The organism is Janthinobacterium sp. NKUCC06_STL (genome assembly GCF_019345455.1).
GTDB lineage: Bacteria > Pseudomonadota > Gammaproteobacteria > Burkholderiales > Burkholderiaceae_D > Janthinobacterium > Janthinobacterium rivuli.
The window spans coordinates 547,342-569,697 of record NZ_JAHKQY010000001.1 but is presented as its reverse complement, the minus strand read 5'-3'; the positions used below and the strand labels follow the sequence as shown (position 1 = coordinate 569,697).

The following is a 22,356-nucleotide window of genomic DNA, read 5'->3' as shown; positions in this document are numbered from 1 at the left end:
GTAGGATAATTATGGAACCGGTTCCATATATGCGCAAATGCAATGTGGCGCAATCATCGAAGTCAATAAAACAACAAGTCTTGCGGGAGTCTCATGAACCATCCAGGCACTGAACCATCTGCAACATCCGCTTCACCCCTTCCCCGTATCAGCCGCCGACACGCCCTGATCGGCCTGGCCGCCTTGCTGGCGCAGGCTGGTTTCTGGAGCAATCCCCTGTCGGCCGCCATGCAGGCGCCGGCCAGCGCGCCGGCGACGGGCCTGGCGTCCGCCACCATGCTGTTCTACACCCTGTCGCAAACCATCACGGGCCATCGCGATTTGTCCGCCGCGACGGCGGCGCGCATCGAGCAAGCCATGCGTACGAACGTGCCCGGCTTCGCCGAGCGCTTGCCGCAGCTGGGCGCGCTGCTCGTCACGGGCCAGGAAGCGAAAGCCCTGCTGGCGGCCGCCAGCGCCGCCGATGCCGGCCTGCGCGAACTGGCGCTGGCCATCGTTGCCGCCTGGTACACGGGCACCGTCGCCGGCAACGCGGCGCAGGGCACGAAGTCCATCGTCGTCGCCTACGCCGAGGCCTTGATGTACCGCACGGTGGCCGATGGCCAGGTCGTGCCGACCTATTGCAATTACGGCCCCCTGTGGTGGCTGAAGGCGCCGCCGGCCGTGCGCGTCTCCGCGCCCGTGGAACCGAAACCCGTACCGGCCCCGGCCACCACCGGCACCCCTGAAACTAAAGGCAAGCAAGCAAAATGAAATCACCCCAATTCAAGAGTAATGGCGACGTCGTCGCTGATGTCGTCATCGTCGGCACGGGCGTCGTCGGCGCCATGATGGCCGACCAGCTGGCTGCGCAAGGCCATTCCGTGATCATGCTGGAAGCGGGCTTGCGCATCGAGCGCGGACAAGCCGTGGAAAACTGGCGCAACATGCCGTTCGAAAACCGCGTCGGCTCCGACTTCCAGGGCCTGTATCCTCAGGCGGAAAACGCGCCCGCACCCTTGTATTTCCCGAAGAATAACTACGTGGAAGTATCCGGCCCCAACGGCAGCAGTTTCCAGCAGGGCTATCTGCGCACGGTGGGCGGCACGACCTGGCACTGGGCCGCGTCGTGCTGGCGCCATTTGCCGTCCGACATGCGCATGAAGAGCGATTACGGGGTAGGGCGCGACTGGTCCATTTCCTACGATGAGCTGGAACCGTACTATTGCCGCGCCGAGCAGGAAATGGGCGTGGCCGGCCCCAATGATCCCGCCCTGCAATCGCCGAGCGAACGCAGCGCGCCGTATCCGATGGACATGGTGCCCTGGGGCTATGGCGACAAGCGCTTCGCCGAAGTGGTCAACCCGCACGGCTACCGTTCCGTGCCCATTCCGCAAGGCCGTTCGACGCGTCCATGGCAGGGCCGCCCTACCTGCTGCGGCAATAACAATTGCCAGCCGATCTGCCCCATCGGCGCCATGTACAACGGCATCCATCACGTGGAGCGGGCCGAGCTGAAGGGCGCCGGCGTGCTGGCCGAGGCCGTCGTCTACCGCATCGACACGGACCAGAACAACAGAGTCACCGCCGTGCACTGGTATGACGCCAAGAAACAGTCGCACATGGCGACCGGCAAGGCTTTCGTGATTGCCTGCAACGGCATCGAAACGCCGCGTTTGCTCTTGCTGGCGGCGAACCAGAACAATCCGAACGGCATCGCCAACAGTTCCGACCAGGTGGGCCGCAACATGATGGACCACTCGGGTTTCCACTGTACCTTCCTCGCCAATGAGCCGATCTGGACGGGCCGTGGCCCGGCGCAAAGCAGCTGCCTGGTGGGACCGCGCGACGGCGCTTTCCGCGCGCAGTATTCGGCCAACAAGATGATCCTGAACAATATCACTCGGGTCGGACCTGCCACCCAGCAATCGTTGAAGCTGGGCCTGGTAGGCAAGGATCTCGATGACGAGATCCGCCGCCGCGCCGCGTTTGGCGTGGACTTGTCGATCAGCCTGGAACCGCTGCCCGAAGCGCACAACCGCTTGACCCTGAGCAAGACGCGCAAGGATCCGCTGGGCCTGGCCTGTCCCGACATTTACTACGACGTGGGCGACTATGTGCGCGATGGCGCGAAGGCCGCGCATGCGCAGCTCAAGCACATCGGCAAGCTGTTCGGCGCCGTGGAATTCCACATCACCGACAGCCTGAACGCGAATAACCACATCATGGGCGGCGTCATCATGGGTTCGAATCGTCTTGACTCCGTGGTCGACGGCAATTGCCGCGCCCACGATCACGCCAACCTGTGGCTGCCCGGCGGCGGCGCCATGCCGTCGGCCAGCGTCGTCAATACCACCCTCAGCATGGCCGCGCTCGGTTTGCGCGCGGCCGACGACATCGCCCGCACTCTGGCAAGGGAGGCAGCATGATGCGCCGCCTCTTACTGACGCTGACCCTGGCGGCCGGCTTGCCGCTGGCCGCGCACGCTGTGCCATCTGTTCCGCCGGCGCCTCCCGTCACCCTGACGCCGGACCGCCCGGCCGCGCCCGTGGCCGCCAAGCCCGATGCGCGCCTCGAACGGGGCCGCTACCTCGCCATCGCCGCCGATTGCATGGCGTGCCATACGGCAGCGGGCGGCAAGCCGTATGCGGGCGGCTACGCCATCGACTCGCCGCTGGGCACGATCTACGCGACGAATATCACGCCATCGAAAACAGGCGGTATCGGCCATTACACGGAAGCCAACTTTGCGCGCGCCTTGCGCGAAGGCGTGCGCGCCGATGGCAGCCACCTGTATCCGGCCATGCCTTACACCAGCTATGCGCAGCTGACGGATGCGGACGTGGGCGACCTGTATTACTACTTCATGCAGGCCGTCAAGCCTGTCGACGAGCCGGCGCGCCAGACGGCGTTGCCATTCCCGTTCAATGTGCGCCTGTCCATGCTGGGCTGGAATACCTTGTTCCTCGACAATAAGCGCTTCGTGCCGGATCCGGCGAAGAGCGCGCAGATCAACCGGGGCGCCTACCTGGCCGAAGGCCTGGCGCACTGCAGCGCCTGCCACACGCCGCGCAACGCGCTGATGGCGGAAATCGGCAGCCAGACCCTGGCCGGCGCCTCGCTCGGTTCCTGGCATGCGCCGAACATCACGTCCGACAAGGTCAGCGGTATCGGCGCCTGGACGGATGCGGAACTCACGGCTTACCTGAAGACGGGCCACGTGGAAGGCAAGGGGCAGGCGGCGGGCGGCATGGCCGAAGCCATCCAGAACAGCCTGCAGTTCCTGCGCGATGACGACGTGGCCGCCATCGTGGCCTGGCTGCGCACGGTGCCGCCCGTGCGCGCGCCGGGCCAGACGAAAGCGGCATTTAGCCATGGCAGCGCGGCCAGCGAAGAGGCCGCATTGCGCGGCATGGCCAGTTCCACCGAGCATCACTCGCTCAACAGCGGCGCCGTGCTGTTTTCCGGCTATTGCGCCAGCTGCCATTCGGCCAGCGGCGCCGGCAGCACGGGACAAAGCTATCCCGCCCTGTTCAACAATACGGCGACGGGCGGCAATACGCCGGCCAACCTGGTGTCGGCCATCTTGTTTGGCGTCGAGCGCAAGATCGAAGGGGAGGAGCACGAAGCGTTCATGCCCCGTTTCGACCAGCGTTCCTACGTGCAACCGTTGACGGACGAGCAGATCGCCTCGATCGCCAATTACGTATTGAAACAGTATGGCAACCCGGATGTGTCCGTCACGCCCGCGTATGTGGCGCAGGCGCGCAGCGGTGGCGAGAAGCCCGTGCTGGCCCGTGCTCAGCCGTTCATGCTGCCGGGGGGCATCGTGGGCATCTTGCTGCTGATCGCGCTGTTTGTGTGGCTGCGCCGGCGCCGTCAGCGCAAGGAATAAGTACTGAAACGGCGGCGAATATGAACGTTGGGCGCAACTTGCAGTAAAATGCAGGCTGAAAAATGGTTACGAGCAATCGTAGCCATTTTTTATTCTGGCACTATCCTGGCGAGTGTGTTCGCCTTATTTTAAAATTGACAATGTCCCATTCCCTGCATCACCAATTTTTACGTTTCGCCGCCGTCGGCGCTTCCGGCACGGCCGTGCAATACAGCGTGCTGTGGGGGGGCGTGGAATGGGCCGGCATCAGCGCCGCCGCCGCGTCCGGCATCGGCTACATCCTCGGTTCCGTCGTCAACTACCTTCTCAATTACTTTTTCACGTTTAAAAGCGACAAGGGCCATGGCGAGGCGGCCAGCAAGTATTTTGCCTTGCTGGGCATCGGCTGGTGCATCAATACGGGCCTGATGTGGCTGCTCGTGCACCAGCTGGGCTGGTATTACTGGCTGGCGCAGGTGCTGGCGACGGGCATCGGGCTGGTCTGGAATTTCGCGGGCAGCCGCTGGTGGGCCTTCAAGCCGGCCGGCGCAGCGACCAAATAAATAGTTGCAAGAAAAAAAGATGCGCATAGTCCAAGACCAGGCGCGCGGTTTTACCAAAACAAGGGGTTAATCATGCAGTTCCTGGAACGCTATTTCAAACTGAAGGACAACGGAACCAATGTGCGCACGGAGCTGCTGGCCGGCCTGACCACGTTCCTGACGATGGCCTACATCATCTTCGTCAACCCGTCCATCCTCGGCGACGCGGGCATGCCGAAAGACTCCGTTTTCGTTGCCACCTGCCTGGCGGCCGCCATCGGCACCCTGATCATGGGCCTGTACGCAAACTATCCGATCGCGCTGGCGCCGGGCATGGGCTTGAATGCGTATTTCTCGTACACGGTGGTCAAGGGCATGGGCATGAGCTGGGAAGTGGCGCTGGGCGCCGTTTTCATTTCCGGCTGCCTGTTCATCCTGGTGAGCCTGTTCAAGGTGCGCGAGATGATCATCAACAGCATCCCGCCCGCGCTGCGCACGGCCATCACGGTGGGTATCGGCTTGTTCCTGGCGATCATTTCGCTGAAAAGCGCCGGTATCGTGGTGTCGAACCCGGCCACCATCATCGCCCTGGGCGACTTGCACCAGGCGGCGCCCATCCTGGCCATCCTCGGCTTTTTCATCATCGTTGCGCTGGACCGCCTGAAAGTGCCGGGCGCCATCCTGATCGGCATCCTCGCCATCACGATTGCCAGCTTCTTCTTTGGCGGCAACCAGTTCAACGGCATCGTCTCGGCGCCGCCGGCCATCGAACCGACCCTGTTCAAGCTCGACATCATGGGCGCGCTGTCGATCGGCATCGTCAACGTGGTGCTGGTGTTTTTCCTGGTGGAGTTGTTCGATGCGACGGGCACCCTGATGGGCGTGGCCAACCGCGCCGGCTTGCTGAAAGACGGCAAGATGGAGCGCATGAACAAGGCCTTGCTGGCCGATAGCACGGCGATTGCCGCCGGCGCCTGCCTGGGCACGTCGAGCACGACGGCCTTCGTGGAAAGCGCGGCCGGCGTGCAAGCGGGTGGCCGCACGGGCTTGACGGCCGTGGCCGTCGCGCTGCTGTTCCTGGGCAGCCTGTTCTTCGCCCCGCTGGCGCACACCGTGCCGCCGTACGCGACGGCGCCCGCGCTGCTGTACGTGGCCTGCCTGATGCTGCGCGAACTGACCTTCATCGACTGGGATGACAGTACGGAAAGCATTCCCGCCGCCATCACGGCCCTGATGATGCCGTTTACCTATTCCGTGGCCAGCGGCGTCGCCTTCGGCTTCATCACCTATGCCGTATTGAAACTGTTGACGGGCAAGGGCAAGCAGGTATCCGTGGTGGCTTACATCATCGCCGCCATCTTCCTGTTCAAGTTTATTTACCTGGGTGAGTAGCGTGGGCGAATAGCGCGTTTGCCGCTGCATCTGACATGTAAAAAGGCAAGGCCGCCCGTGCATCCGCACCGGCGGCCTTTTTTGATGGCGCCGCCTACATCAGCAGCGCGGCCACCAGGTCTTTCTTGTCGTCATACACGCTGCCGTCGAAGCGCAAGGCCGCTTCCACGTGCGCCAGGTGCTCCACCATCAGGCGCGCCGCCAGGTCCGCGTCGCCGCTGCGCGCCGCCTCGAGAAAGCGGCCGTGTTCGTCGCACGAGCAGGCCGCGGCGTGGCCCGACTGGTACAGCATGGTGATGAGCGAGCTGCGGCCCACCAGTTCGCGCACGATGTCGCGCAGCACGGCGTTGCCGGCTATATCGGCCAGCAACACGTGGAAGTCGCCCAGCAGTTGCGAACGCAGCGGCGTCGCTTGCGCCAGCGCCAGGCGTTCCGCTTTCAGGTGGCGCTCCAGCATCCGGTAATCGGCGGGTTTGGCCCGCGCGACGAATGCGCGCGCCAGGGCCGCTTCGATGATGCGCCGCGCGGCAAAGATATCGCGCGCCTCCGCTTCCGTCGGTTGGCTGACGAAGGCGCCCTTGTCGGGCACTATGCGTATGAGTTTGTCTTTGGACAGGATCAGCAGGGCGGCGCGGATCTTGGTGCGGCTGACGCCATACAGCCGGCACAGCGCCTCTTCGCGCAGCCGTGTACCGGGCGGCAATTGGCGCGCCACGATGGCGGCCGCCATATGCTCGGCGATTTCCGCCGAGCTGTCGCCGCTGCCGGCATGGTCCACCAGGGGTGCGCTTGATTCTGTCATGTCGGGTGAGAGCAGTCAGCCAGGGGCAAGGATGAACCTTGCAAGCGCATGTCCGCGCGACGGCGTGGTTGACGCCCCGCTGCCGGCATGCCGTTGTCCGCCTTCCGCGTCGGCAAGGCCTGGCTATTCTACTATCTTGCGTGGCGCCGCGCAGACGAACGCAGCCACCAGGCGAGGCAGGCGCCGCAGGCGGCCTGTTTTGCTGGCCATGCAGCAACCATGCAGCAACCACGTAGTAACAACTGGACATGAGAAATTTTGACGTATATAATTCGGCCTCCTTTCCCTGATAGCTCAGTTGGTAGAGCGACGGACTGTTAATCCGCAGGTCCCTGGTTCGAGTCCAGGTCGGGGAGCCAGAACAAGTAGTAGCAAAGGGCCACGTGGCAACACGTGGCCCTTTTGTCATGCGCGCACGGTTTCCGTCCACGCTGGCGATCCCTTCAGTCTCTTAGCGACGTGCGCGTGCTCCCCGCTGCTGCCAGGGGCACGCGCAGTATTTCCCGCATCAGGGATCGACGAACACGTCGAAACGGACCTTGAGCGGGCTGCCCCACGAGATTTCCACCCAGGCCCGGAAGCCGCCGTTGTACGGCGCGATGTTGTACACGGCCATGCGGGCGGCGCCGATGAAACGGTCCTGGGCATTCGCGCCATATTCGCTGATGTTGAGAAATACGCGGGAATTGGCTTTCACGTTGGCATTGGCGAAGTTGACCGAAGGATGCACGCCATTGGCGGTCCACGTGTAATAGGTGGTGAAGGCGGCCGGGCTCAGGTTCAAGTCCTGTGCGGCCGCGCCTTTGGCGCTTTTTCCTTCCTGCTCCGTCGGCAGATCGGTTTCTTCCAGTGCCAGGTTGCTACCTGTGCGATGTTCCACTTTCATTTCCATGATGTACTCCTGATCGATAGTTTGGACGCCGCGCCTGTCGTCGTGCGGCAAGACGCCCTATCTGTTGCCGTGACGGCCAGTGTCACGTCCTGGCTGATAAGGTAGCCGCCTGCTCCATGCTGTTGGAGTAAGCCATTCTAGGCAAACGCGCGGGCAAAAAGCACGCAAGGCGGCCGGAAAAACGGTGCTCATTTGTGCTGGCGCAAACACCTTGCAGGAAGGCGGCAAGGTCTTTTCCTGCAGGCTATTTTTACGGGCCGCCACGCATGCCGCGCAGGACGATGGCACAATAGGCGCAGCCGATCTGTCGATGCGCAACCCGTTGCGAGCCTAGCCTATGCCGATACTGAACCTGAGTGCCGAAACCGATATCTATTACGAATTGATCGAAGGCGACCCCGCCAAGCCCTGCCTGGTGTTCCTGCACGAGGGGCTGGGCTGCTGTGCGATGTGGAAAGATTTTCCCGCGCAGCTATGCCAGGCGACGGGCTGCCGCGGCTTGCTGTATGACCGGCAAGGCTATGGGCAGTCGTCGCCGCTGGCGGCGCGCCGCCAGCTCCATTATTTGCACGACTACGCGCTGTGCGAGCTGCCGCAAGTGCTCGCGGCACTGCTGCCGGGGCAGGACCATTTTCTCGTCGGCCACTCCGATGGCGGCAGCATCGCCCTGATCTATGCGGCGCAGCAGCCGCCGCGCTTGCGCGGCATCATCACCGAAGCGGCGCACGTGTTTGTCGAAGGCATCACGCTCGATGGCATCCGCGTGGCGGACGCGGCGTTTGGCGCGGGCAAGCTGCGCGCGCTGGCGAAATACCATGGCGACAAGACGGAGACCATCTTCAAGGCCTGGTCGGATACCTGGCTCAGCTATGGCTTCCAGTTCTGGAACATCGAGTACCTGCTGCCTTCCGTCGAATGCCCGGCGCTGGTGGTGCAGGGCAGCGAAGACCAGTACGGCAGCGCGGCCCAGGTCGACACCATCGTGGCGCAGGCGCTCAACGCCGTGCCCGCCATCGTCGAACAGTGCGGTCACACGCCGCACCAGGAGCAGCCGCAGGCATTACTGGCGCTGATGGAAGGCTTTTTGCAAGGCCGCATGGACGCGGCCGCTCACCCGAGAAACACGTGATAATCCGCGCAGGCGCTCAATGGCAGGCGGGATCGCTGTCCCAGCGGCCCGAGCAGATGCGCGAACGGCACAGCATGCCTTCGATCAAGCCCAGCTGCTGACAGCGCCGCAACAGTTCCGCCGTTTCCTGTTCCTGTTCCTGCTGGCGCAGCACCACGTCGCGCACGGGCTTTGCCGTGCCTTCCTGCCCGTGCGCATGGGCCACCATCGCCGTCAGCAAGGCGACGTCGCTGTCGCCGGGCGCGGCGGCCGGCCTTGTCCCTTGTGGCCGCGCGGCCGTCTGGCGCGCGGGCGGCGGCGTCTTGCGCGGCGCGCTCGCGGCGGCCACCTCGGGCAAGGGCGGTGCCGCCGTATTGACGATGGTGGCCGCCTGCGCCGCCTGTTGCGGCACGGCTGGCGCTGGCATGATGGGCGGAACCATGGCCGTGGCGGGTGCGGGCGGCAGGAGGATGACCTCCGTATCGTAGGCGAGCACGGCCGTGATCAGCACCGTCAGGCACAGCGCGCCAGCGGCCCAGTGCCGCCAGCCGGGGCGCCAGCGCAGGGCCGGCATTGCTGCGGGCGCGGCGACGCCGTGTTCGAGCTGCGACAGGATGCCCTTGCCTTCGATGCGCGCACCAGCCGCGCCGGCCTTGCTCAACAGGTCGGGACCGCGCGCCTGGCCATCCCCGGTTTTCAGTAAAGACAAAATATCACCTCCGTAGTGGATCAAATTCGACTGACCTTGATGTAAACCGCGCTCATGCGGGCCGCGCACGCCTACGATCTAGCGATACCACCGAGCAATGGATTGCCCGGTCCCGCCGATTTCCGTCACGGAGCGCCCCATGTTCGTCGCCCTGGTCCTGATGTATTTCCTGCTCGCCTGTTTTGCCTGCTGGCTGCTGTTGTTTCCCGGTGGTCGCGCCACCGTGCTGCACACGCTCGTCAACCTGGGCTGGCGCATGCAGCGGCGCGCGCAGCACCTGAAGGGCGGCAGCGGCGCGCAGTGGCAGCGGGTGCAGCGGCATACGGGCTCGGGCATGGCGCGCGCCTGGCAGCTGCTGTGGCGGCATCGTTGGCTGAGCCTGGCAGGCAGCGTGCTGGTGATCGTGCCGCCGCTGCTGGCCTGGCTGTCCAGCGACCGCATCGCCCTGCGCGGCTATGCCGATCAGCAACACGTCATCAACGACCAGGTCAGCGACCTGCTGAAAGGCGAGCAGCTGGTGCCGCCGCCAACCCTGCCGCCGCTGCTGTTTTCCACGGCGGAAGTAACGCAGCTGCGTCCGCTGTTGGGCGGCGCCAGCCGCAACTGGCAATTGCTCGACCACGATTTCGCGCAGCGTTTGCTGCTGGTCTTCAAGATCATGAAAGACGTGCATGGTTACGACATGGTCTTGCTGGAAGGCTATCGCAGCCCCGCGCGCCAGGATCAACTGGCGGCGGCCGGCCCGAACGTGACGAACGCGAAGGCGTTTCAAAGCTATCACCAGTATGGCCTGGCGGCCGATTGCGCATTCATGCATGAAGGAAAGCTCATCATTTCTGAAAAAAATGCCTGGGCCATGCGCGGTTACCGTTTATATGGCGTGACGGCCGAATCGGTGGGCCTGCGCTGGGGCGGACGCTGGACCATGATGGACTTTGGCCACACGGAATTGCCGCAACCGCGCGTGCTGGGCAAGTAAGCCGCGCCAGCCATTCTAGCGCCGCGCGGCGGCTAGATTTTCACCGCTGCAAGCTTGCTTGCGCAGCGTCAAGGGCACACCGGCGCCTGCCGCGCGCTGGCGCCTGGTACTTGTCATATGTCAACAAAGGCGTGCCGCATTGCTGTCAGCATGGGCCGACTCCGCCTCGCTGCGCGGCGGCGTTCCTCCTGCTTTGCGACCTCACCCTGGGCTCATCATGCTGCGAAGAATCTGGCATTTCCTCACCGACAGCCGCAATCTGACCATCCTTGGCTTCGTGGCGCTGGCCGTGTCCCTGTACCTGGGCGCCGAGGTGCTCGAAGTGGCGCTGATCTGGGCGCTGGCCTTGCTGCTGCTGGCATTTCTTACCTGGCTGGGCCTGTGGCTGTGGCGCCGGCGCCGCGCGCGGCGCGATGCGCAGGCGCTGGGCCAGGCCATCCTCAACGAGGCCGAGATCGCCGCCGCGCAAGCGGCCTCGGCGTCCACGGCCAGCAGCACCCAGCAGGGCGAACTTGGCGCCGTGCGCACGGGCATGCTGGCCGCCATCGAGACCATCAAGACATCCAAGCTGGGCCTCAAGTCGGGCGCCGCCGCCCTGTACGAACTGCCGTGGTACATGATCATCGGCAATCCGGCCGCCGGCAAGAGCAGCGCCATCCTGCATTCGGGCCTGCAATTTCCTTTCGCCGACGGCAAGGTCGTGCAAGGCGTGGGCGGCACGCGCAACTGCGACTGGTTTTTCACCACGGACGGCATCGTGCTCGACACGGCAGGGCGCTATTGCGTCGTCGACGAGCACCGCGGCGAGTGGTTCGGCTTTCTCGACCTGCTGAAAAAATACCGGCGCAAGGCGCCCGTCAACGGCATCCTCATCGCCGTCAGCATAGCCGAATTGGGCGGCGATCCTGATGTCGGCATGCAACTGGCGCGCAGCCTGCGCAAGCGCGTGCAGGACGTCATCGAGCGCCTGGAAGTGTTCGCGCCCCTGTACATCGTGTTTACCAAGGCGGACCTGATCGCCGGCTTCACGGAGTTTTTCGCCGATGCCGAGCGCAGCGAGCGCGAGCGCGTCTGGGGCGCCACCATGCCCTACCAGCGCAAGCTGCCGACGGCCGACTTGCTGGCGTTTTTCGACCAGAGTTTCGATGAATTGCACGATGGCTTGACGGAGCTGAGCCTGGCCAATATGGCGCACCGGCAACGCAAGACGATGGCGCCCGGCGTGTTCACCTTTCCGCTGGAGTTTGCCGCCATCAAGCCGGCCCTGCGCGCTTTTATTGCCACCCTGTTCGAGGAAAATCCGTTCCAGTTCCAGCCCGTGTTCCGCGGCTTTTACTTTACCAGCGCGCTGCAGGAAGGCGAGCCCGTCAGCTCCTCCTCGCAGCAGGTGGCGCGCCGCTTCGACCTGGCCTTTGCGCCGGCCCCGGCCGCCGCGCCCACGGGCGCGCGCCAGCATGGCTATTTCCTGCTGGAGCTGTTCCGCAAGGTGATTTTTGCCGACAAGCACCTGGTGGCCAACTATGCCAACCGCGCCAGGCTGCGCTTCAAATATGCCGTGTTCTTTGCCGCCACCGTGTCGCTGGGCGCCTGCCTGGGCGGCTGGAGCTGGTCCTACCTGGGCAACCGGCAACTGGTGGCCAACGTCGAGGCCGACTTGAATAAAGTGGTGAAACTGCAGGAGCGGCGCCTGGACTTGCAGTCGCGCCTGGAAGCGCTTGAAATATTGCAGGACCGTATCGAGCAGCTGGAAGCGTACCGCACGCAACGGCCGTGGTCATTGCGCCTGGGCCTGTACCAGGGCGAACTGCTTGAACGCAAGCTGCGCGAGGAATATTTCGCCGGCGCGCGCCAGGTCATGCTGACCCCGGTGGCGGGTGCGCTGGAAGCCTTGCTGTTCGAGATGAACGCCAGCGCCGACCAGCTGCAGCCCACGGCGCGCACGCCGCAGACGCCGGCCGCCGCATCCTCTGCGCCACGCAATGTCCAGTACCAGGCGGCCAGCGCGACGAATGTGGAAGACGCCTACAACGCGCTGAAAACCTATCTGATGCTGGCCGATAAATCGCATGCGGAAAGCAGTCACCTGAACGACCAGCTGACGCGTTTCTGGCGCGCCTGGCTGGAGGGCAACCGGGGCGCCATGCCGCGCGAACAGATGATACGCAGCGCCGAACGGCTGCTGACGTTTTACCTGGCGCAGATCGGCGACCCGTCCTGGCCGCGCATCGAGCAGAAGCTGGCGCTGGTCGACCAGGCACGCGAGAACCTGCGCCGCGTGGTGCGCGGCATGCCGGCGCGCGAGCGCGTGTATGCCGACGTCAAGGCGCGCGCCTCGACGCGTTTTCCCGGCATGACGGTGGCGCGCATCGTCGGCGAGCAGGATCAGGCGCTGCTGGCGGGCAGCTATGCCGTCTCCGGCGCCTTTACGCGCCAGGCCTGGGAAAAGTTCGTCGAGGGCGCGTTTCGCGACGCCGCCAACCGCGAGCTGCAAAGCGCCGACTGGGTGCTGAAAAGCGCCTCGACCGACGACCTGACCCTGGAAGGCAGTCCGGAGCAGATCGAGAAAAACCTGGTGGCCATGTACAAGGCCGACTATGCGCGCGAGTGGCAGAAATTCGTGCAGGGCGTGGCCGTCGCCGACCTGAAAGGTTTTGACGGCGCCGTGCAGGCGATGAACCGCCTGGGCGACCCGCAGTCGTCGCCGATCGCCAAGCTGCTGACGACCATTTATGAAGAAACCTCGTGGGACAACCCGGCGCTGCAGAACGCCCAATTGCGCAAGGCGGAACGGGGCCTCATCGCCTGGTTCAAGGAAACCGTGCTGCGCCGCGCGCCGTCGCAGCTGACGGCCAATCCCGGCGTCAATGCGCAGCTCGACCCGGCCCGCCTGGACAAGCCCATGGGCCCCGTGGGACGCGAATTTGCCGGCGTGGGCAAGCTGGTGGCGGCTAGGGACAACAATGCCTCGCTGATGCGCGCCTATCTGGAAGCGCTGTCGAAACTGCGCAGCCGCCTGAACCAGCTGAAGAACCAGGGCGACGCGGGACCGGGCGCGCGCCAGTTCATGCAGCAGACCCTGGAGGGCAGCGGTTCCGAGCTGGCCGACGCCCTGAAACTGGTCGACGAGCAGGTGCTCACGGGGATGAGCGACGCGCAAAAGCAGGCGATTCGTCCCATCCTCGTGCGCCCGCTGATGCAGACCTTTGCCGTCATCGTCGCGCCGGCCGAACTCGATATCAACAAGACCTGGGCGGCGCAGGTATATGAACCGTTCCAGAAATCGCTGGCCAACAAATATCCGTTCGCGCCCACGGCGCGCATCGAGGCGAGCAACCTGGAAATCGGCCAGTTCTTCGGCCCGGAAGGACTGGTGGCGAAATTCGTCACGACGTCGATGGGCCCCTTGGTGGTGCGGCGCGGCGACGTGCTGGCGCCGCGCACCTGGGCCGACATGGGCATCAGCCTGGCGCCGCAGGTGGTGGCGCGTTTCCCAGGCTGGATCGCGCCGCTGGGCGCGGGCGGCGTGGCGGCCACCTCGACGGCGGCGCAAACCGTCTTCCAGATCCAGCCGTCGCCCGCGCCCGGCACCCTGGAATACACGGTGGAGATCGATGGCCAGCAGCTACGCTACCGTAACACGCCGGCGCAGTGGACGAACATGGTGCATCCGGGTCCGCAGGGCGCGGCGGGCGCCCAGGGCGCGCGCATCACGGCCGTCACCTTCGACGGGCGCACGGTGGAACTGTTCAACGAGCCGGGGCAATTCGGCCTGAAGCGCATGATCGACGCGGCGAGCAAAAAGCGCAAGGAGGGCGGCGTGTTCGAACTGCGCTGGGCGCGCGGCGAGGTGGCCGTGGCGGTCGACCTGAAAATCACCAGCAGCGCCGAAACCTCGGGCGCGGGATCCGCCACGGCGCTGCAGGAGCAGGGTTTTCGCGGCATGCAGCTGCCCGAGACCATCGTCGGCATGCCGGGCGCGCCTGTGCCAGTCGTCGCTGCAGTTGCGGCGACCGGAGTGGCGCCATGATGCGCGCGCAACAGCAGGTGCGCCTCGGTTACTTTGGCAAGATCCCCGCGCGCGGCGATTTCATCAAGGCTTGCGACAATCACGCGCTGGTGCAACTGCTCGACGACTGGCTGGCGCAGGTGATGACGGCCCTGACGGTGGAACCGCGCTGGAAGCTCAATTACGACGCCTTGCCGCCGCTGCGCTTTGCCTTTGTCGGCACGCGCAGCCGACGCGCCATCGCCGGGCGCCTGGAAGCGAGCAACGACCAGTCGCTGCGGCGCTTTCCTTTCATGGCCATGGGCGCGCTGGAAGTCGATGACGCCGAAGCCTTTGTCGCCTGCAGCCCGCTGGCGCTCGCGCCCCTGTGGCAGCGCGTGGAGCAGCTGTCGCACGGCATCGTGGCCAGCGCCGAACCGGGGCCGGCGTTGCTGGCGCTGGCCGGCAACGTGGTCGAAGTCGAACCGGCCGCACCGGATCACGCGGCGCGGCTGGCCGCCTTTTTGCAGGCGCAGACCGTGCATGGCCTGCAAACGCTGCTCGCTTCGCCCGCCTTCCCTGTGACGGTGCGCGAATTGCTGCTGGGCCTGGGCCTGCTGCTGCAGCCGGTGCGCCAGAGCGGCTTGCCGCGCCTGGAAAAAAGCCTGGTGCTGCCGCTGCCGCAGGACGCGCAGCTGCGCGAGCTGGTGGCCAGCTTCTGGCTGCATTTGATTGCGCCTTTCCTGCGCCAGGCCGATTTCGAACTGGCGCTGTTCTTTTCCCACCTCGACGAGGCGCCCGTGCTGGTGATCGGCTTTTGCGGCGCCGACCCGCATGGCTTGCGCGCGCTGATCGATCCGCAGGCCGGCTGCGAACGGCTGATCGTCTTCGACCAGCTGGACTGGGTCGAGGAGCAGCTGGGACACGATGCGGCGCTGCGCCGGTTTTCCGCCTGCCTGCAGCAGGAGCAGCTGTCGCTGCGCTCGGCCTGCGCCATGTTTGCCGATACCTTTGTCTGAAGGATTGCGATGAAGTCACCTATTTTCCTGTTGCTATTCGCTGTGGCCACTGCCTGCCACGCCCAGGCGCAAGCGCCCCAGACGCCGATGCCGGGACAGATCCTCGTCACGGGCACCCTGGCCGACGAGGCGGGCAAGGCGGCCGTGCTGGCCCGCCTGCGCGAACTGTATGGCGCCGAGCGCGTGGTCGATCAGATCGCCATCGGCAACGTGGCCGTGCCGGCCAACTGGAACGGCTACGTGCACAAGCTGATCGCGCCGAACCTGAAGCTCATTTCACGGGGGCAGATCAGCATCGACGGCAACAACGTCAGCGTGCGCGGCGAAGTGGCGAACGAGGCGCAGCGCCAGCAGATCGCCAGCGACATCGCCACCAGCCTCAATCCCACGTATGTCGTCAACAATGGCTTGCGGGTCAGGGCGGCCGAGGCCGAGCAGGGCTTGCTCGATGCGGCGCTCGATAAACGCATCATCGAATTCGACAGCGGCAAGGTTTCCATCACGCCGGCCGGCCTGGCCATTCTCGACGAGATGGCGGCCGCCATGCTCCGGCTGCGGGGCCGCAAGGTGGAGGTGATCGGCCACACGGACGACACGGGCCTGCGCGCCAGCAATGTGGCCCTGAGCCAGGCGCGCGCCGAAGCCGTGCGCGCCTACCTGGCCAGCAAGGGCGTCGCGGCCGATTCGGTGCTGGTGTCGGGCCAGGGGCCGGACCGTCCCGTGGCCAGCAACGCCACGGCCGATGGCCGGGCGAGAAACCGGCGCATCGAGTTCAGGATCGCGCAGTAGATTGGGTTGACACCTCACAAAACCGACGCGCAGTAGGTTTTGTGAGGTGTTCAAGGCAGGGTGATGGTCAGGTGCGCCGGGCGTGGCGCCAGCTTGACCAGGTCAGTATACGCGGCCAGGGTCGTTTGCGTGCCGCGCGTCAGATGCGTTTTCAGGCCCAGGTAGGCGCAGATGGCCAGCAGGGCGAAAAAGCTCGACAAGGCCCACAGCGGCACGTCGCTGCCGCGTTTGTTGACCACCTGGTCGGGGCGTTCCGCGCGTGGCGCGAAGCCGCGGCTCTTGCCCTTGATGTGGGCGATTTCGTCGCCCAGGCGCGCCGTCAGGTAGCTGAGTTTTTCGCCGCCGTCGATCGCATACTTGCCCTGGAATCCCAGCAATAAACACATGTGGAAGACCTGCAGCGCCTGCACGCGCATGGCGCCCTTGCCGCGCAAGGCGTCGAGACGGTCGAAAAAGTGTTCGCCGGCCAGCTGGTCGCCAAAGATCAGCAACTGCAGCGGGCGCCGCTCCCACTGCTTGCGCAGCGTGAAAGGCGAGGCCAGGATGATTTCATCGACGGCCGCGCAGAACGCATACTTGGCCGCCTCGATATCGTCGCCATCGGCGCGGATCTTTTTCGCTTCGCGTTCGAAGTCGTCGAGGAAGGTTGTGATGCGGTCCATGAAGCTTTGCTCGTCGCCGGGCGCCGAACCGTGCTTCAGCATGAACAGCATATAAAAGCCTTCGTGCATCAGGTCCAGCAGGGCGCTGCCGGCATGCCGGCCGCTGCCTGCGGGAGCGGAACCGCGTTGTCCCAGCAGGGAAGGCGCCGCGCGCCGTTCGATGAGCTGGCTCATGCCGTCACCGCGATCAGTTCCAGCTGCAGGTCGCGTATGCCGGCCGGCACGTAGACGGAAATCGACTGCGCCTTGAGCATCTGTTCATACAACACGCCGCGGTTTTCAATCGCAAAATAATAGGTGTCGGGGCGCACGGGAATGGCGGCCGGCACTTGCGGCGCATGCGACAGCTTCAGACCGGGCATGGCCGTGAGCACGCATTTTTCCACGTCGTCGGGCGCGCCCACTTTCACGCGCAGCGGCACCACGTCGACCAGTTCGATGGCGGGCATGGCGGCGCGAATGGCCAGGTACAAGGTGGTGTGCTGGTCGATCTTGCCCGAATCGAGCTTGCCCAGGTAGTACGACGGCTTGTCTTCAAGCAGGGCGATGGAAAAGTATTTCGACGAGATGACGGTATCGAGCAGTTCGCGGATGATCGCATCGATGGCGTCGAAGCAGGCGCCTGGCTGCGCATGGTCGTAGGCGGGCAGGCTGGCCAGGGTGTAATGCTTGGAGTAGCTGAGCAGGCCGCCAGCCAGGCCCAGCAGCGCTTCGTACAGGCGCTCCGGATGCAGGGCCGGATGGCGGACATAGTGCATCAGCGCGGCGGCGGCCGTGCTGACCGTGTGCAGCAGCCAGAACGAGGACACGTCGCCCGAGCGGAACTCGATCACGTTGCGGCTCGGCTCGCGGTGGTGGCCGTGCAGCGCGCTCACTTTCGCCTGCAGCGCGTCGAGCAGGTGTTCCAGCACGCCCTGCAGGCGCGGCGCGCCGGCGATCGCCAGGCTGGGCGCCATGAACGAGGGCACGGGCTCGAAGCCGCCCGACACCGTGCGCCGCAGGGCGATCAGCGGCAGGCAGTCGTAGGAGCCGCGCGCCTCGCTGTCGGGAATCAGGCGCACGGTCTTCTTCAGGTAAGCCACGTCGGCCACGGCGGATTCCGTGAACAGGTCGGGCGTGGCGCGCATGGCGTGCGCAAAGCGCGTGGCCGCCGGCGTGCCTGCCGTTGACGCCTGCGCCGTGTAATTCATGCCTTCGCGGTTGAGGATGGGCAGCGCCGCGTAATACGTCACTTCCTGCACCGCCGGCGGCAGCGCTTCCAGGTCCACCGGCGGGGGCAGGGTATCGCTGCCCGGTGCGCCGTCGCCCAGCGCCTCGAACACTTCGCCGTCGCGGAAGATCGCCGACAGGGCGTGCAGGCGCAAGCGGCCCGTCTTCAGCGCCGCCAGATCCCATTCCATGTGCGCCACGCCCCACAGGTAGGGATGCAGCGCGCTGGCCGTGTGATGCAGGCGCGCTTCGTGATATTGATCCTGGCGCTGGAAATGCTGCGGCCGCAGGAACAGGCCCTCTCCCCACAAGACTTTCGCTGCCATGCCCATCTCGTTTCTCCTTGAATGTGTGGCGTGTTTGTGTGTGCTACTGGCAGCGCGGGGCCGACAGCGCGGCCATGCCGCTGACGCTCAGCGCGCAGGCGTGCAGGCCGACCGTGATGCCGCCGCGCTCCGCGTCGGCGGCGGCAAAGGTGGCGCGCCAGCGCTGCGCCGCCGGCGCGCGGAACAGGGCCACGACGCCGATGAAATACGCTTCCTTGCTGACTTTCTCCTGGACCTCGTAGCGCTGGCCCGGTACCAGCAGCACTTCCTTCACTTCCATCAGGTCGGCGCCCAGCGTGGCCTTTTCGCGTTGCGCATCGAGAAAGCTGTCGTAGGGCGCCTGTTCGAAGGCGGCGTTCTGGCGCAGCTTGTAGATGCGCGCCACCAGCGCCAGCGGCCGGCCGTCCGCATCCGTGTTGAGGCGCTGCGCCGCATGCAGGCGGATGCTGACGTTGCGCGGTGGCTTTTGCGCGTCGGGCAGTTCCGGCGGCGGCTTGGCCACGCCGGCCATCTGCAGCGCCGCGTTGGCGAGGGTGCCGATGGCGCCGCCCGCACAGCCGGCCAGCAGCAGCGGCTGCAGCACCAGCAGCAGTGGCGCGGTGGCGCGGATGAGGCGGCGGAGCGGGGCGTCAGGAGGCATGGGCGATCTTTGCAAGGTGAAGGATGGAAATAAAAGTGTTGCATTCATTTAAGCGCATGCACGGGCGGCCTGCTTGCGTTGGCACAAAGTCCACCTGCGATCAAGATAATTACTGCGCCAGATCAGGCTTCGTGTCGCTGTACGCGGCTGTGATGTGGAACTTCTTCTTTGCTGATTAATCTCAATTTGGCAAAAAAATTGGCGATCAATAATGGCCTCCACCAAGGCGCCGCCCATCTTTCCCAGCGGTAGCGTCCTCCACGTGAAGGAATGCCCCGATGAAGCCAGCCACCATATTGCCCCGTATTGCCTGCCTCGCCAGCGCCTTGCTGCTGGCCGCCTGCGCCACGCCGGACCAGCCGGCACCCAAGAAACCTGCCGCGCCGACCCTGGCGCAAGTGATGAGCGAGGCCGATGCGGCCGCGCGCGCCGGCCAGTACGAGCGCGCCATGACCCTGCTCAAGGGTGGCGGTGCCAGCTACCCGGCCGACAAGGCGCCGTGGCTGCAAATGGCGCAGATGAAGTTCGACCGCGCCCAGTACGGCGAGGCCATCGGCCATGCGCTTGAAGCGCTGGAGCGCGACCCGGACGACAAGGTCGCCAACAGCATCGTCGCCGTCAGCGGCTTGCGCCTGTCCGGCAAGGCGCTGGCCGACCTGTCGCGGCAAAACAATCTGAATGGCTCGCTGCGCTCGGAAGCGCAGGACCTGGCCAAGCTGCTGCGCGCGAGCATCGGCGAAGAGGTGCTGGTGCCGCCGGCCAGGCGCCCGCCGGCGGCCGGCAAGCGTGCCGCCAGCGCCAGCTCCGGCACGCCGGCGGCGAAGGGCGCGGCAGCGCCAGCCAGTGCGGCCGACCCGTTCAGCGGCCTGAAATAAGCGAGCATCCCCACCATTCCCTTGCAAAGGAAGCGCCATGCCCAAGTCCGACAGCGTGCAAAAACGCCTGCAAAAGATACGCGCGCCGCGCGTGCAAATGACCTACGACGTCGAGATTGGCGACGCGATTGAAAACAAGGAGCTGCCCTTCGTGGTCGGCGTGCTGGGCGACTTCGGCGGCAATCCGGACAGCGAAAAAAAGCGCCTGAAGGATCGCAAGTTCGTCGCCATCGACCGCGACAATTTCGACGAAGTGCTGGCTGGCGTGGAGCCGGTGGCCCGTTTCGCCGTGCCGAACCGCCTCAGCGAGGCGGGCGGCACGTTCGCCGTCGACCTGCACTTCCGCTCGATGGACGACTTCCGCCCGGAATCGGTGGTGCGCCAGGTCGACCCCTTGCGCAAGCTGCTCGAAGCGCGCACCAAGCTGGCCGACCTGCGCAACAAGCTGGCCGGCAACGACAAGCTGGAAGACTTGCTGACGGAAGTGCTGAACAACACGGACAGTCTGGCCACCCTGAAACCGCACTTCCCAGCGCAGGAGGATTGAGATGAGCGCCCAGGCAGAAGCCCCAGAAGCCTTTGCGGTATCCACGCCGGACGCGCCGGCCACCACCGACTTGCTCGATCAAATCGTCGAGCAAAGCCGCGTCGCCAAGTCCGGCGCCGAACATGCGCGCGCGCGTGACCTGATTTCGGAACTGGTGGCGCAGGTGCTCGATGGCACGGTGCTGATGTCCAGCAGCCTGTCGGCGACCTTGGACGGGCGCGTGGCGGAAATCGACCGCCTGATCTCGGCCCAGCTCAGCGAAATCATGCACGCGGCGCCATTCCAGCAGCTCGAACAAAGCTGGACGGGGTTGCGCTACCTGGTCGGCAACTCCGATACGGGCACGCGCCTGCAGATCCGCATGTTCAACGCCACCAAGCGCGAACTGGTGAAGGATTTCCAGGCCGCGCTGGAGTTCGACCAGAGCAGCATGTTCAAGAAGGTGTATGAAGAGGAATTCGGCACCTTCGGCGGCGCGCCATTCGCCGCGCTGCTGGGCGACTTCGCCATTTCGCGCCAGCCGGAAGACATGTATTTCGTCGAGCAGATGTCGCACATCGCCGCCGCCGCGCATGCACCCTTCATCGCTTCAGCCGCGCCGGAACTGTTTGGCCTGGAAAGCTACGGCGACCTGGGCAAGCCGCGCGACCTGGCCAAGGTGTTCGACACCATCGAGTACGCGAAATGGAAAGCCTTCCGCGAATCCGAGGATGCGCGCTACGTCGGCCTGACCTTGCCCCGTTTCCTGGGCCGGTTGCCCTTCAATCCCGTCGACGGCACCACGGTCGAAGGTTTCAATTTTGTCGAGGACGTCGACGGCAGCGACCATCACAAATACCTGTGGTGTAACGCCGCGTATGCGTTCGGCTGCAAGCTGACGCGCGCCTTTGCCGACTACGGCTGGTGCGCCGCCATCCGCGGCGTGGAGGGCGGCGGCCTGGTGGACGACCTGCCGACCCACACCTTCAAGACGGACGAGGGCGACGTGGCCCTGAAATGCCCGGCCGAAGTGGCGATCACCGACCGCCGCGAGAAGGAATTGTCGGACCTGGGCTTCATCTCGCTGGTGCACTGCAAGAACACGGCGTATGCGGCGTTTTTCGGCGCGCAGTCGGCGCAGAAAAGCCGCAAGTACAACAGCGACGCGGCCAACGCGAACGCGGTGCTGTCGTCGCAGCTGCAGTACATCTTCGCCGTCTCGCGCATTGCCCATTACATGAAGGCCATGATGCGCGACAAGATCGGCAGCTTTGCCGCCGCCTCCAACGTGGAAGATTTTTTGAACCGCTGGCTGATGCAGTACGTGCTGCTCGACGATAACGCCAGCCAGGAGCAGAAGGCGCAGTTCCCGCTGCGCGAGGCGTCCGTGCAGGTGCATGAAGTGCCGGGCCGGCCCGGCGTGTACCGCGCCGTGTCGTTCCTGCGGCCGCACTTCCAGCTCGATGAATTATCCGTTTCGCTCCGACTGGTCGCGGAGTTGCCGAAGTCGACCAATTCCTGATTCATCCATCTTTCAACCACAGGAGCACACCATGGCAATCGATGTATATCTGCAGATAGACGGCATCAAGGGCGAGTCCACCGATGACAAGCACAAGGACTGGATCGAGTGCAAATCGGTCAGCTGGAGCGTCGAGCAGCCGAAGTCCGCCACCGCTTCGACGGGCGGCGGCCACACGGCGGAACGCTGCGAGCACAAGGACATCGTCATCTCCAAGCTGGCCGACCTGGCCTCGCCGGTGCTGCTGCAGACCTGCTCGGCCGGCAAGACCATCCCCAAGGCGCGCTTCGAATTCATGCGTGCCGACGGCCAGGGCGAGCGCGTCAAGTACTTTGAAATCGAAATCGAAAATGTCCTGATCGGCGCCGTCACGCCGAACGTGGAAGAGGGCGACATCCTCGGTGAACACGTCGGCTTCAAGTTCTCGAAAGTGAAGTGGAAATACACGCAGCAAAAAGTGACGGGCGGCGCCGGCGGCAATACCTCGGGCGGCTGGGACCTGGCCGCGAACCGCGTGGCCTGATCC

At 65.0% G+C, this 22,356-nt stretch carries 20 protein-coding genes and 1 tRNA gene; 15 read left to right on the top strand and 6 right to left on the bottom strand.

Going from position 1 to position 22,356, the window contains the following annotated elements; all coding sequences use genetic code 11:
* The first annotated feature begins 93 nt into the window (after positions 1 to 93).
* The 5 genes from KO539_RS02625 to KO539_RS02605 all read left to right on the top strand — a co-directional run bounded on the left by KO539_RS02625 (position 94) and on the right by KO539_RS02605 (position 5,787).
* A complete protein-coding gene (locus KO539_RS02625; RefSeq protein WP_035820658.1) occupies positions 94 to 753 on the top strand; it encodes a sugar dehydrogenase complex small subunit in 660 nt (219 codons plus the stop codon).
* Positions 750 to 2,408, top strand: coding sequence for a GMC family oxidoreductase (locus KO539_RS02620; RefSeq protein ID WP_176390288.1), 1,659 nt, complete (start codon positions 750 to 752; stop codon positions 2,406 to 2,408). The genes KO539_RS02625 and KO539_RS02620 overlap by 4 nt, the downstream gene beginning before the upstream one ends.
* Positions 2,405 to 3,874: a cytochrome c gene (locus tag KO539_RS02615; RefSeq protein WP_219307197.1), complete on the top strand. Its 1,470-nt coding sequence runs from the start codon at positions 2,405 to 2,407 to the stop codon at positions 3,872 to 3,874. Before KO539_RS02620 ends, KO539_RS02615 begins: the two co-directional genes overlap by 4 nt.
* Positions 3,875 to 4,014: 140 nt before the next feature.
* On the top strand, positions 4,015 to 4,416 hold the full coding sequence (locus KO539_RS02610) for a GtrA family protein (RefSeq protein ID WP_099400336.1): 402 nt from the start codon (positions 4,015 to 4,017) through the stop codon (positions 4,414 to 4,416).
* 72 nt (positions 4,417 to 4,488) lie between these two features.
* Positions 4,489 to 5,787, top strand: a complete 1,299-nt coding sequence (locus KO539_RS02605) for an NCS2 family permease (protein ID WP_099400337.1) — start codon at positions 4,489 to 4,491, stop codon at positions 5,785 to 5,787.
* Positions 5,788 to 5,881: 94 nt separating this feature from the next.
* Here the strand turns inward: KO539_RS02605 and KO539_RS02600 are convergent, their stop codons facing one another.
* The gene (locus KO539_RS02600; RefSeq protein ID WP_219307195.1) at positions 5,882 to 6,589 is read right to left on the bottom strand and encodes a GntR family transcriptional regulator; all 708 of its coding nucleotides are present in this window, start codon (positions 6,587 to 6,589) and stop codon (positions 5,882 to 5,884) included.
* A gap of 283 nt (positions 6,590 to 6,872) precedes the next feature.
* Here KO539_RS02600 and KO539_RS02595 point away from each other — a divergent pair.
* A tRNA-Asn gene (locus KO539_RS02595) sits at positions 6,873 to 6,948 on the top strand.
* Between the two features lie 149 nt (positions 6,949 to 7,097).
* Here the strand turns inward: KO539_RS02595 and KO539_RS02590 are convergent.
* Entirely contained in the window at positions 7,098 to 7,481 is a 384-nt protein-coding gene (locus KO539_RS02590; protein WP_225241995.1) for a hypothetical protein, read from the bottom strand.
* 337 nt (positions 7,482 to 7,818) lie between these two features.
* On the opposite strand from KO539_RS02590, the gene KO539_RS02585 reads away from it, so the two are divergent.
* Positions 7,819 to 8,610: an alpha/beta fold hydrolase gene (locus KO539_RS02585; protein ID WP_219307191.1), complete on the top strand. Its 792-nt coding sequence runs from the start codon at positions 7,819 to 7,821 to the stop codon at positions 8,608 to 8,610.
* A gap of 16 nt (positions 8,611 to 8,626) precedes the next feature.
* Here the strand turns inward: KO539_RS02585 and KO539_RS02580 are convergent, their stop codons facing one another.
* On the bottom strand, positions 8,627 to 9,298 hold the full coding sequence (locus KO539_RS02580) for a hypothetical protein (RefSeq protein WP_219307189.1): 672 nt from the start codon (positions 9,296 to 9,298) through the stop codon (positions 8,627 to 8,629).
* A gap of 139 nt (positions 9,299 to 9,437) precedes the next feature.
* Here KO539_RS02580 and KO539_RS02575 point away from each other — a divergent pair, with 139 nt between their 5' ends.
* From KO539_RS02575 to KO539_RS02560, 4 genes are all read left to right on the top strand, one after another.
* A complete protein-coding gene (locus KO539_RS02575) occupies positions 9,438 to 10,277 on the top strand; it encodes a M15 family metallopeptidase (protein WP_219307187.1) in 840 nt (279 codons plus the stop codon).
* A 217-nt stretch (positions 10,278 to 10,494) separates the two neighbouring features.
* Positions 10,495 to 14,304, top strand: coding sequence for a type VI secretion system membrane subunit TssM (gene tssM, locus KO539_RS02570; protein WP_219307185.1), 3,810 nt, complete (start codon positions 10,495 to 10,497; stop codon positions 14,302 to 14,304).
* Positions 14,301 to 15,281, top strand: a complete 981-nt coding sequence (tagF, locus tag KO539_RS02565; protein WP_219307183.1) for a type VI secretion system-associated protein TagF — start codon at positions 14,301 to 14,303, stop codon at positions 15,279 to 15,281. The genes tssM and tagF overlap by 4 nt, the downstream gene beginning before the upstream one ends.
* A 9-nt stretch (positions 15,282 to 15,290) precedes the next feature.
* Positions 15,291 to 16,070 carry an OmpA family protein gene (locus tag KO539_RS02560; protein ID WP_099400344.1) on the top strand — a complete coding sequence of 260 codons (780 nt, stop codon included), beginning with the start codon at positions 15,291 to 15,293 and terminating at the stop codon, positions 16,068 to 16,070.
* Positions 16,071 to 16,120: 50 nt separating this feature from the next.
* Here KO539_RS02560 and icmH read toward each other — a convergent pair whose 3' ends face one another.
* Genes icmH through tssJ form a run of 3 tightly spaced genes read right to left on the bottom strand, consistent with a single transcriptional unit; the run spans position 16,121 to position 18,907 of the window.
* Positions 16,121 to 16,906, bottom strand: a complete 786-nt coding sequence (gene icmH / locus KO539_RS02555) for a type IVB secretion system protein IcmH/DotU (protein ID WP_219307181.1) — start codon at positions 16,904 to 16,906, stop codon at positions 16,121 to 16,123.
* A complete protein-coding gene (tssK, locus tag KO539_RS02550) occupies positions 16,903 to 18,273 on the bottom strand; it encodes a type VI secretion system baseplate subunit TssK (RefSeq protein WP_219307179.1) in 1,371 nt (456 codons plus the stop codon). Before tssK ends, icmH begins: the two co-directional genes overlap by 4 nt.
* Positions 18,274 to 18,310: 37 nt before the next feature.
* A complete protein-coding gene (tssJ, locus tag KO539_RS02545) occupies positions 18,311 to 18,907 on the bottom strand; it encodes a type VI secretion system lipoprotein TssJ (protein WP_219307177.1) in 597 nt (198 codons plus the stop codon).
* A gap of 278 nt (positions 18,908 to 19,185) precedes the next feature.
* Between tssJ and KO539_RS02540 the strand changes: the two genes are divergently transcribed.
* From KO539_RS02540 to KO539_RS02525, 4 genes are read left to right on the top strand one after another with little or no spacing between them, the layout of a single operon-like run.
* Positions 19,186 to 19,782, top strand: coding sequence for a hypothetical protein (locus KO539_RS02540; protein ID WP_219307176.1), 597 nt, complete (start codon positions 19,186 to 19,188; stop codon positions 19,780 to 19,782).
* A 37-nt stretch (positions 19,783 to 19,819) separates the two neighbouring features.
* Positions 19,820 to 20,329, top strand: a complete 510-nt coding sequence (gene tssB / locus KO539_RS02535) for a type VI secretion system contractile sheath small subunit (protein ID WP_219307175.1) — start codon at positions 19,820 to 19,822, stop codon at positions 20,327 to 20,329.
* Position 20,330: 1 nt separating this feature from the next.
* Positions 20,331 to 21,830, top strand: coding sequence for a type VI secretion system contractile sheath large subunit (gene tssC / locus KO539_RS02530; RefSeq protein ID WP_219307174.1), 1,500 nt, complete (start codon positions 20,331 to 20,333; stop codon positions 21,828 to 21,830).
* A 31-nt stretch (positions 21,831 to 21,861) separates the two neighbouring features.
* Positions 21,862 to 22,353 carry a type VI secretion system tube protein Hcp gene (locus tag KO539_RS02525; RefSeq protein ID WP_034750126.1) on the top strand — a complete coding sequence of 164 codons (492 nt, stop codon included), beginning with the start codon at positions 21,862 to 21,864 and terminating at the stop codon, positions 22,351 to 22,353.
* The last annotated feature ends 3 nt before the right edge of the window (positions 22,354 to 22,356 follow it).